Consider the following 14151-nt stretch of genomic DNA (forward strand, 5'->3'; position numbering starts at 1 on the left):
GATAGCTCGTCGTAGAGGGGGTAGTAGAACTTGCGCAGCAGCCCGTGCTCCATCATCGGCATCCCGTGATCGGACAATAGCAGCACGAGGGTGTCGTCGGCCAGCCCAGTCGCGTCCAGTGTATCCAAGACACGTCCGACGTAGGTGTCAGTCTCGGTGACGCCGGCCTTGTACAGCGCGTCGATGTGTTCCACATCGCCGGGCATGAGCCACTCCTCGGAGTGCGGCGCCATCGGCATCGGCAGGTAGCGGCCCTCGTAGCCCAGGTGTGGCTCATACATACTGCGGAAGGGCTCCCCGGCATCCCACGGCTCATGAGGCTGGAAGCTATCGACCCACAGGAAGAAGGGCTTGTCGCTGCCCTTCTTGAGCCAGTTGCTGACCTCGCTGAAGAAGTACTCGCCGGGCACCATCCCGTGCTGCTCAAGGCAGATCTGGCGGTTCGTGATCGTGTTGGCGTAGTACATTACTTCCTTCTCCGGATAGCCGGGCGGGAAGTAGGCATGGGAGTAGTCGATGACCGGCCGTCCATCAGCAGGCGGCAGGCATTTGCCGGTTGCGAAGTGGTGGAACTCCTCGAACCCGCGGTCCATGTGCGCCCCGTTGTTGAAGGGGGTGTCGGAGAAGGCCGCAGTGTGGTACCCAGCAGCGCGGAACGCCTCGGCTACGTGCAGGTCGGCGGGCTCCAGTGCTTGCCAGGGACGCGCCGGGAAGGTGTAGATTCCGGAAACATAGGCCGTGCGCGATGGGATCGTGTTGGGGAACTCAGCGTAGGCCGACTCGAACAGCAGTGACTGAGACGCGAAGCGATCCAGGTTCGGCGTCCTAACCTCTTTGCTCCCATAGCAGCCTACGTGATCAGGGCGAAGGGAATCGAGCATCAGTACCAGAACATTCACGACCGATCACACCTTGCGAAAACGCGGATCTGGGCGGACAATGCGCCAATGAGGCGTAGCATAAACCCTTGGGCGCGTGGCGTCCACACCTTTTGTACGCTCCGGAGAGCCTAGGGAGAGACCGCAATGACCCCTTCGATGTTGCCGGCCTTTGTAGCTGCGCTCGTAACTGCGGCGAGTGTCGTCTGCGCGTCCCAGCCGCTGACTGTGCTCGATCCCTCCGTGCGCTATCAGAGCCTGTCTGGCTATGGGCAAGGGAGCATGGACCAACGCAACGTGCCATGGTATGACCAACTGAGCGAGGGTGCACGTAAAGAGCTCCTCGACCGCCTCTACACCCTCGAAGGCGATGGCCTTGGGTGGAACGTGTGCCGCACCTATATCTGCGCCGGCGACGCGCCCGGGCACCAGCACTTCAGCCGTCGTCCCGGTGGGGCTCTCGCTCCGCTGGGCTACGAGCCTGCAGACGGTGTGTTCTCCTGGGAGGGCCACGAGGTCTCGGTGTGGCATGCCCAGGGCGCCCAGGCACGCGGAGCAACGATGGTGGCGTTCTGGAACAGTCCTCCGCACTGGATGACGGTCAGCGGGTGTACCGCCGGATCGGTGAACGGCAAGGACAACAACCTCCGTGCAGGCATGGAGGGGCGCTTCGCGGAGCACCTTGGTGCGGTGCTCGAGCACTACCACGAGGCCTGGGGAGTCGACTTCGACTATGTGAGCCCCATCAATGAGCCCGAGGCCAACTGGTGGACGGCCAAGGGTGGCCAGGATGGTTGCCACGTTGACGCGGCCCAGGCTAAGAGCATCGTGACAGCGCTGGCGCAGGTGCTGCGTGCCAGAGGCCTGCGAACGCGAATCCAGGCACCCGAGGCGGCCTTCGCTGCAAGCCACGGTTACGTCGATACGCTTCTTGCCGACCCGGTTGTGGCGAACGCACTGACCACTCTTACCTGCCATCAGTACTCGGCCGACGACCGATCTCTGCGGGGTTGGGCGAAGAGAGCCCGCGCTCAGGGCAAGGAGCTGTGGATGAGTGAGTGGGGCGACTGGACCCACCACGGCCTGGACCTCGCTATGAACTACGCCCAGAAGCTCCACCAGGCACACAGATCCATGCTGGTTCCTGTGTGGTGCGTGTGGGAGCCCGGCTTCCTACTCGACACCCAGGGCGGGAAGGTGCAGCCCAACAAGGCCTTCTACGCCGTGGCCCAGTTCACACGCCATGCACGGCCGGGCATGCAGGTGGTGGAGGCGACGGATACGACCTGCCGAACCACCGGCTATCTTGACGAGGCACAACGCCGGTTGGTTCTTGTCAGCGTGAACAGCAGCACCGAGGACGTCCCCATGACTTACGACCTGGACGCCTTCGCGGAAGTGTCCGCGGTGAGCGCACGACGCACCTCGGAAACCGAGGACTACGCGCCTGTGTCAGGGACCTCTCTGAAGCTTGAGGGCAACGGCGAAGACAGGCGCTTGTCGGTCGACTTGCCGGCGCGATCGGTCACGACCATCACCCTTACCTATAGCGCGGTGCTTCCCTCTCTCGTCGCCGATGCCGGGTTCGAAGAGGCGACAGGTGCCTGGCAGTTCGCGCGGGATGGTCTGTCGGGGATCGAGGATAATCACCCGCAGGGAGGCCTGTGCGACGCCTACCTCCATCCGACGGCTGAAGCTCCTGCACGCCTGTGGCAGACCGTGCGGAATCTCAAGCCCGGTGGCCGCTACCGCCTAACCGCCGCCTGCGCAACCTCGGGGATCGGTGCTGAGTTTGGCGTGGAGAGTGGACAGACGCGGACCTGGGCTCTTGCTCAGGGAGGCGCCTACCGTCTGTATGACCTGTGCTTCCGTGCCGGGGAGGAGGGGACCGCCACCATCTCCTATGTTGCCCCTGCGACGGCAACCAGGGACTCCTGGGCGACGATCGACAACGTGACCTTGCGCCCGGTCGGAGCTGCTGACGCACTCTAGCTGCTCGCGGTCTCCCTGCGGAGGGCCCGATCGAGAGCCTCGATCACACGCTGAGCGGGTATGCGCTCCAGGCATCGCCGGTCTTGGCAGTCGGGCATGTAACTGTCCGTGTAGCAGGGCCGGCAGGGGCACTCATCGTCCAGGACCACCTGATCCTGCGGCCCACGTGGCCCCCATTTTCGCTCGTTAGTCGGTCCGAAGACTGCCACCACAGGAGTCCCCAGCGCGCAGGCCAGGTGCATGGGACCAGTATCGTTGGTCACCAGCGCCCGGGCTGTGCTCAGGATCGCGGCTGTCTCAACCAGCGAGGTCCGCCCCGCGAGATTCACCGCTCTGCTTGCATCCGCGACATGCTCACCGATCTCCTGCTCATAGCTCGCGCCGACGATGACCACGCTCATCTCGTGGCTGTCGGCGGCCCACTGTGCGACCTCTGCGAAGCGCTCCGCCGGCCACTGCTTCTGCGGCCAGTTCCTGCTACTCCCTGGACACATCGCGATGTACGGCCCCTCGACGCCCGCCTCCTGCAGTATCCCTCTTGCACTCGTGAGGTTCTCCTCCGACAGGGGGAACTCGAGTTGGCGATCCTCACTGTGAGCCCCTGCGGCGGCGACGACTTCAAGGAAGCACTCGAGCTCCCAGCGATCGGGGTCGCGGACGACGCTGTGCGTGAAGAGCCCTGCGCGATCAAAGCCAGGGGTGTCAAAGCCCACTCGCAGAGGCGCTCCGCTTAGATAGGCGAGCACCGGAGTGGCCCGGTAGTACAGATCCAGGTCAACCGCCAGCTCGGGCCGAGCCGCCCGCACACGACGAAGGATCCGCAGCGCCTCAACACCACCGGCCAGCAGCTCGCGAGGTCCTCCCAGACCAGACACCGGCAACAGGACGAGGTCGTCGATGAAGTTAAGGCGACGAAAGGCGTCGACGTCGCGAGTCGTGCAGAGCATCGTGAGCCTGGCCTCAGGCCAGCGTGTCTTCAGTGCTCGCAGCGCAGGCACCGCGAGGATCCCGTCGCCCAGGCAGCAGAGCTTGATGGCCAGGATCGAGGAGGGTGATGGCGTACCCGTGCGGGCATGGAGATAGAAGGGCCGCAGAATGCGTCGCAGACGATCATAGGCGCCCAGAGCCGCGAAGGCAGCGCGGCCCGTGAGCGCATCGGCAGACTTGAGGAGACGGTTACTACGCATGGTTACCGCCGCGCGTTGAGCGTTGGGTAGAAGCGTGCAGAAGGTCGGGAACACCGGCAGGTTCGCCTGCGCCTGCGGGGAGTCCTGCCCGGCCTTCCTGGGTCGCCCTGCAAGGGAATCTCGAGCGAGGAGGTTTGAGGTGGAAGCCCGTGGGGTAGGCTTGGACCGTTCGAGAGTGATCCTTGAGTAAATCCAGAGTTAACCCAGAAAAAAACTTGAAATGGGTATTGACTCTTGAGCCGGTCTTGAGTAAACTCTGAGACACATGGTCCAAAAGGACCGAGACGACCGCCAGACTTGGGCGCGCGAACGTTGGAAACTCGACAGGAAGCACAGCGCGGAGCGGTTGAGTGATCCGACGGGTCTCAAGTCGGGCACAAACACAACACCAGGAGGGCACTACCATGTTCGGGATGGTCAAGGCGCTTTGGAAAGATGAAGACGGTCTGACAACTGTTGAGTACGCACTGCTGCTGGCTCTGCTCGTCGTGGCTGCAATCGGTGTCTGGACTGCCTTCGGCGCGAAGGTTCAGGGCTCGGTCAACGCTTCGACGTCCGCTTTCGACAACGCATCTGCCACCAAGTAGGATCGCTCTTGGGGACCCGGTGCCCGAAGGTGCCGGGTCCCTACTGTCCTTGCACCTTGGCAGGGGGGTGGAGGCGCAGGACTAGGGAAGGCCACTCCGCGGGCTTGCCTCTGTCCACCTCCGAGAACCAGCTCAACCTGGCCAAGTAGTGGTGCAGACACCTCCACCCCAAGCAGCATCCTTCAGACGGCGACGCAAAGGCACGGTGTGCGGCCGATCCCGAGAGGGGATCGGTGTCTGGCAGGCGACGGCGGACGCAGCAGGGCCTCAGGGGTAAGAGGCGGGACGGACCCCAGACGGCGAGTTGAGCAGAACGGAACGGGAGGCAGTGTTCCGCGTACGCACGGGCCGGGCAAAAGCGGAAGGCTTCCAGGTCGCCCGTGGGGCAACAGACGGGGATGGGCATCTTGCCGAGGTGGTGCGTTGGGTGGCGTCAAAGGAGAGCCTCACCTATGAGACGGGTGATCTCGAAACTCTGGACGGATGAGGAGGGAGCAGCCTCGGTAGAGTATGCCCTGTTGTTGGTAGTGATAGTCGTGGCGACGATGGGCGCCTGGGTGTCACTGCGCAACCGCATCATACAATCAATCACTGAGGTCGAGAACTCCTTCGATCAATAGTGCGTGGCAGTGCCTGGGGGGGCGCTTGCTACGGAAAGCACCAAGCGGCTTCTGCGCCAGTCAGCGGGTGAGTCTGTTGATGACGATGACGATCGTATCGGCGGTCCTTATGAGCGCGATGGTAGCGATCGCCGTCTACTCGGATGTTCGCCTGGGTCGCATCTACAACGCTGTCACCGCGCCATGCGCACTGCTGGGTCTCGTCCTGAACGGTGTGTCTGACGGAATGGACGGCGTCACCAGCAGCCTCCTAGGGCTGGCCGTCGGCTTCGGGGTCTTCCTCTTCAGTTCGATGTTCGGCAGGATCCTTGGTGGGGGAGACGTGAAGCTCCTGATGGCCATCGGTGCCATCCAAGGTCCCGTCTTCCTCCTCTGGACCCTCATGTATATGGCCCTGATCGGTGGGGTCCTGGCTATCGTGGTCTCGCTTTGGCATCGCGACCTGTTCGCCAGTCTCCGACGTCTGGCCGGGGGGCTCATGATGCGGGCCTTTGCCAGGGTGCCGATTGACGTCGGCAACACAAAGACCACGGCAAAGTTGCCCTACGCGATCCCGATCGCCCTTGGTAGCTATGTCGCACTTTATGTCGTGACCTTCCATGGGCTGCACTAGGCATCCTATCAGTATCGCAGGGCAGGGGATGGTGAGCATGGTACGGCTAACCGATTCCTACGCCAACTGGTCTCGGCGGCACCGAGGGAAGCGGGCCTGCGGCAGCGTTGCAGTCGAGTTCGCTATCGTCGCTCCGATGCTGATCATCTTCATGTTCGGGGCGATCGAGTTCGGGCTCATCTTCAAGGACATGCTCACCCTCAACCAGGCGGCACGCGAGGCCTCGCGAACCGCCGCAGTGGGCAAGTCTACCAGCGAGATCGTTGCGAAGATGACGGCGGCAGGGGCGACCCTCCGAACCGCAGACATCACTTACTACCTGGAGCGCGGGGTCTACAACGGCAGCACGGGCGCGTGGACCTACACAACTCTGGGGGATACCGCGACGACACCGGTTCGCAACGACGCCTTGTCGGGTGACCAGGTGCGGGTGCGTCTCGAGTATCCCCACCGACTGGTAACTGGGGGCCTGTTCTCCCGCCTCGCCAACGCGCAGAACGGAACTGCTATCAGACTCCGCGGCACGATGGTCATGAGGCGTGAGTAAGCAGCGCTACCGGGCCAGGCACCTTGACTCCTTGCGGCTTCGACCGGGGATGTGTTCCTTGACAACCGAGACGTTGGGCTATCATCGGCTGAAGCCAGTGCTTACCGCGAGTTCCCGAAATCCTTGGGGGGGTTAGGGACTCGCAGATAGTCGGCCCCACGGCGACATGGCGCAGGGCGTTGCGTAGGGCACCGATCACTTGCCTGCTAGAACGCGATCCGGGTAAGGTTGCCGGGCGCAGACCTCCCGGGGAGAACCAGCAACCGGGAAAGGTCCAGACCGGCACGGGTGCCCCGGAGGTGTTCAGGCGTCGTGAAGTCGTCGCTGCGGATTCGTGTGGGATGCCGCCGACCTTGAGGACAGGATAGCAACTACAGAACTGAGAGCTCGTGTACCTTGAGCCTTGTCTCCCCCCCACCCAGGGGCGCCGCGCTGTATGTTCACCCGCTGCGGCGTGGCGCCCCACCTTTTCACGGTGGGGCTTTTTTGTGAGTGGCGAGTGTCAAGGTCGGCAAAAAAGTGCTCGATACACTTGCGTCCTGTCCCTATACCTGTGCTATACTGCGCACCACTAGTAGTCGCAACAGCAATAGATGCGGTTTTCAACGCAGCAAAGAGGGTGACAACCCATGCGCCTAACGCGACGAGTCGCGATAGGTATCGCCTTGGTATGCGGCGGACTAGCTGCCGTGCTCACGATGGTGTACCTCAAGAGCATGGTCCCCAAGAAGCCCCTGCAGCCACCACCTCCCACCGAGCGTGAGGTGGTCGTGCCCACGGTGGACATCCCCGCGAGCACCATCATTGCCAGCGGGATGCTGACGACTCGGAAGGTCAAAGTGGAGGAAGCCCCCAAGTCGGCTCCCTCGTCACCGGCTGAGGTCGTCGGTTGTGTCGCTCTGGTACCCCTTCCCTCTCAGCGACCGATCGGTATGGAACAAGTTGCGAGACGCGGAGCGGGCATGGGACGACTCTCGGGAATTGTCCCACCGGGCATGAGGGCTGTCACCGTCGCCGTAGATCCGGTAGTCGGTGTGGCAGGGCTCCTCAAGGCCGGCGATCGCGTGGATGTGATTGCCACCTTCGAAGTGGAACAGGACACCGTGGCTCGGACCATCCTCCAGGATGTTGAGCTCCTGGCACTCGGCACCGAAACCAGCACGACCCCCACCACTGAGGAAGTCAAGGGTGCAGAAGCGTCCGGTGCCGCTCCGCAGGGCCAGGCCGGGCAGGGCCAGGGCCAGCAGCAGGGCCAGCAGCAGGGCCAGCAGCAAGGCCAGGCTCAGGGGCAGCCCAAGTCGGGCTCAGCCCCGGCCGGAGGGGGAGCCGAGAAGAAGACCCTCTACCCGAACGCCACCCTGGCCGTCTCACCTGAGGACGCCCAGAAGCTGATCATCGCCGACCAACGTGGTGACCTCCGTCTGGCGCTGCGACCCGTGGGTGAGCACGACTTCATCCCGGTTCCCCAGCAGAACCTGTCCTCAGTGGCTGGACCAGAGTACCAACGCTTCCTGGCGCAGAAGAAGGCTGCACGGGAGCAGAAACCTCAACCCGCAGCGCAGCAAGCGCCACAGCCCGGGCAAACCATGGCGCCCCAGGGCTGGACGGGCACGCAGCCGCAGCAACCGACCAGGAGTGCTCCTGCCGCCCACAAACCTCAGAAGCGCGTTCCCGAGGTCGAGATCATCCGCGGCAATCAGAGCACGACGGTCGCTCCCTAGTAGCACTGAACTCGCACTAGTCCGGGTGGGCGCGTCCCCCTTTACGCGCCCTTACCCTCTTTCGCAGCCTTGATCGCATCCTGGGGAGGATACCACCATGAAGCGCTGGCCCCGGCACAGCCACCAGCCTCCAACACCTGGCCTTCGTCCGTTGCTGATGGCTGTTGGAATGGCCTGCCTGTTCTGCTTCGTCCTCGAGAACTGCTTCGCCAGCGACGCGCTGGTCCTGAAGCAGGGCGATGCCCGCATCCTCAAGTTCAACAAGATGACTCGGGTGTGGGTCACCGATCCCAGCATCATCGACGTCGTCGTCGCTGGCTACAACGAACTGCTTGTCTACTCCAAGACCGTGGGCTATACCAAGCTCTACGTCTGGGACGCCCAGGGCAGACACGAATATGCCGTGGAGACCAAGCGTCTCCCAACGGCCGACCAGGTGCTGCGAGAGATCAGCAGCTACCTCGGCCGTGGGCTGCGCTACAACATCGTCGATGACAAGACGGTCTTCATCGACGGTGAGGTCGAAAGCACCGCTGAGCGCGATCGCGTCGCCCAGGTCGTCGAGGCCACCAGCAATGGCCTCAAGGTCGTCAACCTCGTCCGCGTACGCGATGCCAACCTCACCGCGGCTGAGTCCTACCGCCGCGGTTTTGAGAAACTCTTCCCCGGACAGTTCACGTACACTGCGATCGACGACCAGACCCTCGTCCTGGAGGGAGAGGTCGCAACCACTGCTGAGAAGCAGCGCCTCACCGCCATCCTCACCGCCGCCAGCGGCATCAAGACCGTCGATCTGGTCCGCTGCCTGGAGAACCAACTCACACCTCAGCAGCAGCGCATCGAAAGCATCAAGCAGGCTGTCGGCGACGTCTACCGCTACCAGGCGCTCGAGGACAAGATCCTCGTCATCAGCGGCGAGGCGGCCTCTGAGGCCGAGCTGAAGCGCATCGACAAGATCGCCACCGCCGCAGCCGGCGACCTGACCGTCATCAACGCTGTCATGCTTGCCAGCGATACCCGTTCACCGGCCGCGCGCTATGCCGAGGTCCTGAAAGCGACCCTCGGATCCCAGTACAAACTCACCCCGATGGGCGATACGGGTCTCGTCGTCGAAGGCGCTGCTCAGACCTCGGCTGACGAGGCCAGGGTGCGCCAGATCGTGGACCTCCTCAAGGGGAGCGTACAGGTAGTCAATCTGGTGTCCGCCGGTGGCGCACAGACAGCCGGGCAGAAGACACAGGCCATGCTCAAGGAGGCCCTCGGCGACCGCTACCAGGTGTCCTTGCTTACCAACGATGTCGTGCTGGTCGACGGGCTGGCAGCCACCACTGCTGAGAAGGACCGGGTGGACAAGCTCGTGGCCGCAGTGCCCGCTGACACCAAGGTCGTCAACTGCGTAGCGATAGGCGAGCCGGGGCATGACAACCGAGCCGCTGCCCGTTACGCGGAGGCCCTCCGGACCGTGCTCGGCGGCAACCTGACCTACCGCGTGCTCGACGACAATACGCTCATGGTCGAGGGTGAGGCCATCAGCGCCGCGGACAAGGCGAAGACCGACAGCGTCCTGAAGGCCCTCAGTGGCGGCGTCAACGTCCTGAACCTCGTGACGGTCAAGCCAGGGCTGGAGGTCGTCGGAGACTCGGCCGCGGCCCGCAAGGCGAGAGTTGTCCAGCAGGTGCTCGGCGACAAGTACAAGGCCTCGGTGGTAGACGAGAAGACCGTCCTGGTCCAGGGCGTCGCACCAGGCGAGGCCGAGCAGCAGCGGCTTGAAGGTGTGCTGCGACAGATTGCCGGTGACGTGACGATCGTCAGCATGATCGATGCCGGCGTCGGTGCAAGTACCCTCACGCCCGCGCAGCGCGCCATCCAGAGCCTCAAGGCGGTTGTCCCGGCTGAGGTCAAGCTCGTGGAACTCGATGCGAAGACCGTGCTCGTCGAGGGCATCGTCCCGACCACCATCGAGAAGGACCGCATGGACAAGATCGCGGAGATGACCGCGAAGTCAAGCCAGGTAAACGTCGTGTCGCTCGTGCTGACGCAGATGCAGTCGAAGACACCGGCGGCACGCCGGATCGAGGGTCTCAAGAAGATCCTCGGCGACAAGTACAACTACATCGTCTGGGATGACGAGACGGTCCTGGTGGACGGGCAAGTGGATTCCCAGCAGGAGCTGGACCGCGTCACAAAGATCCTCGAGGCAGCGGACAAGGACTGGAAGGTCGGGAACCTGGTCACCTATGGCGCAGCGGGTGCCGGGACCACTACACCGGAAGCCTCCGCCGCTGTCGTGGAGAGACTCTCGAAAGCTATCGGTGAGCCGTACCGGGTCTGGCACCTGAAGAGCAGTAAGTACGTGGTGGAGGGCGTCTCCACCGATCAGGTTGCGGCCAACCGACTGCAGGAGATACTGAAAGCCTTCACCGACGAAGGCGAGATTCTCAACCTCACGACGCTGGCTGAGACGCCGACCGTGTCACTGACCGCACGAGCCGAAGCTCTCCGCACTGTCCTGGGCGACGACTTCCAGGTCAAGACACTTCAGGGTCGGGCAGTGGTGGTCGAGGCCACAGTGCCCACCAAGGTCGCAGCCGAGCGAGCGCGATCCATCATGAGCGCCATGGGCAGTGATGTGCCGATCGTTGATCTGGTCACAGTCGTGGACCCGGCCAAGCGGCAAGTGGTAGCCCACGTCAAGGTAGTCGATATCACCCAGGGCGGATCCAAAAAACTGGGCATCGACTGGGGCAATATCGTCGCGGGCAGCCAGGAAGGCACGGTCAGTTTCGGGGATCAGCCCTTCCTGTTCAACCTCAACGACGGAGCCCACAAGGTCGGCGACGTAGGAGCGAACCTCAACGCACTCAGGCAGAACGACCAGGCGCGGATCCTCGCGGAGCCCAACCTGGTGGTCAACGACGGCGAGGAGGCCGAGATCCTCGTCGGGGGAGAGGTTCCCATTCCGGTTCCCCAGACGGGACAGGGCGGCTCGGCCATCACAATTGAGTATAAGCAGTACGGCGTAGTACTGCGCATCAAGCCGCAGATCATGGCGGACGGCAAGTCGGTGAAGCTGGAGGTCGAGCCGGAGGTCAGCTCCGTGGACACCTCCACCCAGGTCAGCATCGGCGGTATCGCCGTTCCCGCTTTCCGCACACGACGCGCCAAGACCACCTTGGATATGCCGGACGGCGCGACACTGGTCATCGGTGGCCTGATCCAGCAGGACCAGAGCAAGGTTGTAAGGGCGATCCCCTTCCTGAGCAAACTGCCGATCCTGGGAGAGTTCTTCAAGAGCACCGATACGCAGCAACGTCGCAATGAACTGGTGATCCTGGTCACGCCAGAGATACTACAACCAAGCAAGCCCTGAGCGGGTCCCACAGGACCGCTTCACCCTCCCGCCCCGGGCTCAGACAAAGGAGTCGGCAACCTTGATCCGGTTAGTGATCACGGAAGCAAGCCCTGGGGCGGCTGAGGGTGTGCGTGGACGGTTGGCGAGCAACGAGTTGGAGATCATCGGGTACGCACGCGACGGCCTTGAGGCCGCGCAGATGGCCCTTCAGCTCAAGCCCGATGTGCTCTTGGTCCATGAGGACCTCCCCGGCGTCGACGGCTACAAGGTCTCTGGCCTGGTGAACGCCGCCACCGCCGACGTTGCTGTCGTACTCCTCGCCAATCGCGAGAACGAGGCCACACTCCGGCGCGCCATGGCCGCAGGCATCCGTGCCGTCGTCTCAGTGGACGCTCCAGCCGACAGACTCCTGGAGGTTCTGCGAGAGGTCGGCGGGATGAACAGCGTCCGTGAGGAGCCGGAGTTCCCGCTCGTTACTGACCCCAACCTGATGCCTCGCAGCATCGCCGTGACCGGGGCCAAGGGCGGAGTGGGCAAGACCACCTGTGCGGTGAACCTGGCGGTGCTGTTTGCCAAGCGGTTCCCCAACGAGGTGGCTCTCGTGGATTTCCACGGGCAGTTCGGCGATGCTGCTCTTGCTCTCGACATCGCAGCTCACGAGACGATCGCCGACCTGGCCTCCTTTGACGAGCTCGACCCCGATCTCGTCGAGACCCACCTCAGCATCCATCAGGCCTCCTCTCTGCGTCTGCTCGCAAGCCCTGATGTTCTTCGCGGCTCCGACATGGACATGAGCCGCCTGAACATCCCCTTCATGGCCGAGCTGATCGGCCTGCTCCGGCGATCCTACCGTTACGTCTTCTTTGATCTGCCTCCGCTTGTCTGGCCGGCGAGTCAGTACGTGTTCTCGCGCTGCCAGCAGGTGTTGGTCGTCACCAACCTCTTCGACCTCGCAGCGATTCGCGACACCAAGGCACTGCTGGAGCTGATCACCGCTGTGATGGGCGACGAGTCACGCATCAAGGTCGTGGCCAACCGGTCGCCGTGGCGAGGTGACTTCAAGCTCGATGACCTCCAGACCACGGCCGGGCGGAAGGTCTTCTTTGAGCTACCCGACGACTTGGAGACCGCGACGGGAGCCCTGAACGCAGGGGTGCCGGCGGTGCTCGAGAGCCCGAACTCCGCCCTTGCACGCGCACTGAACACCTTGGCTGACCGGCTGGCCGGCGAGCTCTAGCCCCAGGGACGTTGGGGGGCGCAAAGGGTCTGGGCACACACCGGGGGACGGCCCTTACGATAGCCGCCGTAGGAGGAAGGAACACGAATGGCAATCCCGAGAGCTGACTATCCGCAGACGGGCGGCGCGAAGCCTTCTGAGGGCGGCCCGGCTGCACATCTTGCCGAAGCCAAAGTCAAGGTCCACCAGAAGCTGCTGCGTGAGACCGAGTTCACCGTCCTGCAGCACATGAGCCAGACGCAGCTGCTGGAGAGAATCCAGTACCTGACGGATATCGTGTCCGACGAGATGGGCGTGTCCTTCTCAGCCAAAACCCGTGAGCAGCTCCAGAACGAGGTGCTCAACGAGGTCACCGGCTACGGACCGATCCAGCCCTTCCTCGATGACCCGACCGTTAGCGAGGTCATGGTCAACGGGCCGAAGATGGTCTACGTCGAACGTGAGGGCCGCCTCCAGAGAACCGACAAGACCTTCATGGACAACGGCCATGTCATGCGGATCATCGAAAAGGTCATTGCTCCCCTGGGCCGCCGCCTCGATGAATCCAGCCCGATGGTCGACGCCCGCCTCCCGGATGGCTCTCGTGTCAACGCCATCATCCCCCCTCTGGCGCTTCTGGGGCCCTGCGTCACCATCCGTAAGTTCTCTGCGGACCCCTTCACCGCCGATGACCTGGTGAGCTTCGGGACGATGACGGAGAAGATGAAGATCTTCCTCGAGGCCTGCGTCAAGGCGAGGCTCAACATCCTCGTCGCGGGCGGAACGGGTAGCGGCAAAACGACTACGCTCAACGTCCTTTCCTCCTTCATTCCCGAGACGGAACGTATCATCACCGTCGAGGATGCGGCCGAACTGCAGATGCAGCAGCCACACGTGCTGACCCTTGAAAGCCGACCGGCCAACATCGAGGGCAAGGGCGAGGTCACGATCCGCAACCTCGTCCGCAACTGCTTGCGTATGCGTCCTGACCGCATCATCGTCGGTGAGTGCCGTGGTGGAGAGGCGCTGGACATGCTCCAGGCCATGAACACTGGCCATGACGGCTCGCTGAGCACGCTCCACTCGAACTCGCCGCGCGACACACTGTCCCGTCTCGAGACCATGGTGCTGATGGCCGGTACTGAGCTGCCGGTGCGGGCAATCCGCGAGCAGATCACCTCGGCCATCAACCTGATCGTCCAGCAGACGCGTCTCCGCGATGGAACTCGGCGCATCAGCTACGTCACCGAGGTACAGCGAATGGAAGGCGACGGGATCGTGCTGGAGGACATCTTCCGCTTAGAGCGGCAGGGGATCGGGCCGGACGGACGCATCATCGCGAACAACCGCCCAACCGGTGTACGGCCGCTGTTCATGGAAACGCTTGCTGCTGAAGGGCAGGACCTGCCCGCCGACATCTTCACGCCGACCAACTAGC

Annotated in this window: 11 protein-coding genes; 9 read left to right on the plus strand and 2 right to left on the minus strand. The window is 63.3% G+C overall.

Annotated elements, in window-relative coordinates:
* On the minus strand, positions 1 to 899 hold an 899-nt coding region (locus ABFE16_15210), incomplete at its 3' end, for a sulfatase (protein ID MEN6346648.1).
* Positions 900 to 1025: 126 nt separating this feature from the next.
* Between ABFE16_15210 and ABFE16_15215 the strand changes: the two genes are divergently transcribed.
* A complete protein-coding gene (locus tag ABFE16_15215) occupies positions 1026 to 2870 on the plus strand; it encodes a glycoside hydrolase (protein ID MEN6346649.1) in 1845 nt (614 codons plus the stop codon).
* Here the strand turns inward: ABFE16_15215 and ABFE16_15220 are convergent.
* Entirely contained in the window at positions 2867 to 4057 is a 1191-nt protein-coding gene (locus tag ABFE16_15220; GenBank protein ID MEN6346650.1) for a glycosyltransferase family 9 protein, read from the minus strand. The genes ABFE16_15215 and ABFE16_15220 overlap by 4 nt on opposite strands.
* A 404-nt stretch (positions 4058 to 4461) precedes the next feature.
* On the opposite strand from ABFE16_15220, the gene ABFE16_15225 reads away from it, so the two are divergent.
* The 8 genes from ABFE16_15225 (at position 4462) to ABFE16_15260 (ending at position 14150) form a co-directional block, all read left to right on the plus strand.
* A complete protein-coding gene (locus tag ABFE16_15225) occupies positions 4462 to 4644 on the plus strand; it encodes a Flp family type IVb pilin (protein MEN6346651.1) in 183 nt (60 codons plus the stop codon).
* Between the two features lie 452 nt (positions 4645 to 5096).
* Positions 5097 to 5264 (plus strand): Flp family type IVb pilin, encoded by a 168-nt coding sequence (locus ABFE16_15230; GenBank protein ID MEN6346652.1) that lies wholly within the window; start codon positions 5097 to 5099, stop codon positions 5262 to 5264.
* Between the two features lie 79 nt (positions 5265 to 5343).
* Positions 5344 to 5877, plus strand: a complete 534-nt coding sequence (locus tag ABFE16_15235; GenBank protein MEN6346653.1) for an A24 family peptidase — start codon at positions 5344 to 5346, stop codon at positions 5875 to 5877.
* A gap of 37 nt (positions 5878 to 5914) precedes the next feature.
* Positions 5915 to 6424: a TadE/TadG family type IV pilus assembly protein gene (locus ABFE16_15240; GenBank protein MEN6346654.1), complete on the plus strand. Its 510-nt coding sequence runs from the start codon at positions 5915 to 5917 to the stop codon at positions 6422 to 6424.
* Between the two features lie 629 nt (positions 6425 to 7053).
* Entirely contained in the window at positions 7054 to 8145 is a 1092-nt protein-coding gene (cpaB, locus tag ABFE16_15245) for a Flp pilus assembly protein CpaB (GenBank protein MEN6346655.1), read from the plus strand.
* 97 nt (positions 8146 to 8242) lie between these two features.
* On the plus strand, positions 8243 to 11515 hold the full coding sequence (locus tag ABFE16_15250; GenBank protein MEN6346656.1) for a BON domain-containing protein: 3273 nt from the start codon (positions 8243 to 8245) through the stop codon (positions 11513 to 11515).
* A 61-nt stretch (positions 11516 to 11576) separates the two neighbouring features.
* A complete protein-coding gene (locus ABFE16_15255; protein ID MEN6346657.1) occupies positions 11577 to 12734 on the plus strand; it encodes an AAA family ATPase in 1158 nt (385 codons plus the stop codon).
* A gap of 87 nt (positions 12735 to 12821) precedes the next feature.
* Positions 12822 to 14150, plus strand: a complete 1329-nt coding sequence (locus ABFE16_15260; protein ID MEN6346658.1) for a CpaF family protein — start codon at positions 12822 to 12824, stop codon at positions 14148 to 14150.
* Position 14151 lies beyond the last annotated feature (1 nt).

It is taken from the genome of Armatimonadia bacterium (assembly GCA_039679385.1).
Lineage (GTDB): Bacteria > Armatimonadota > Zipacnadia > Zipacnadales > JABUFB01 > JAJFTQ01.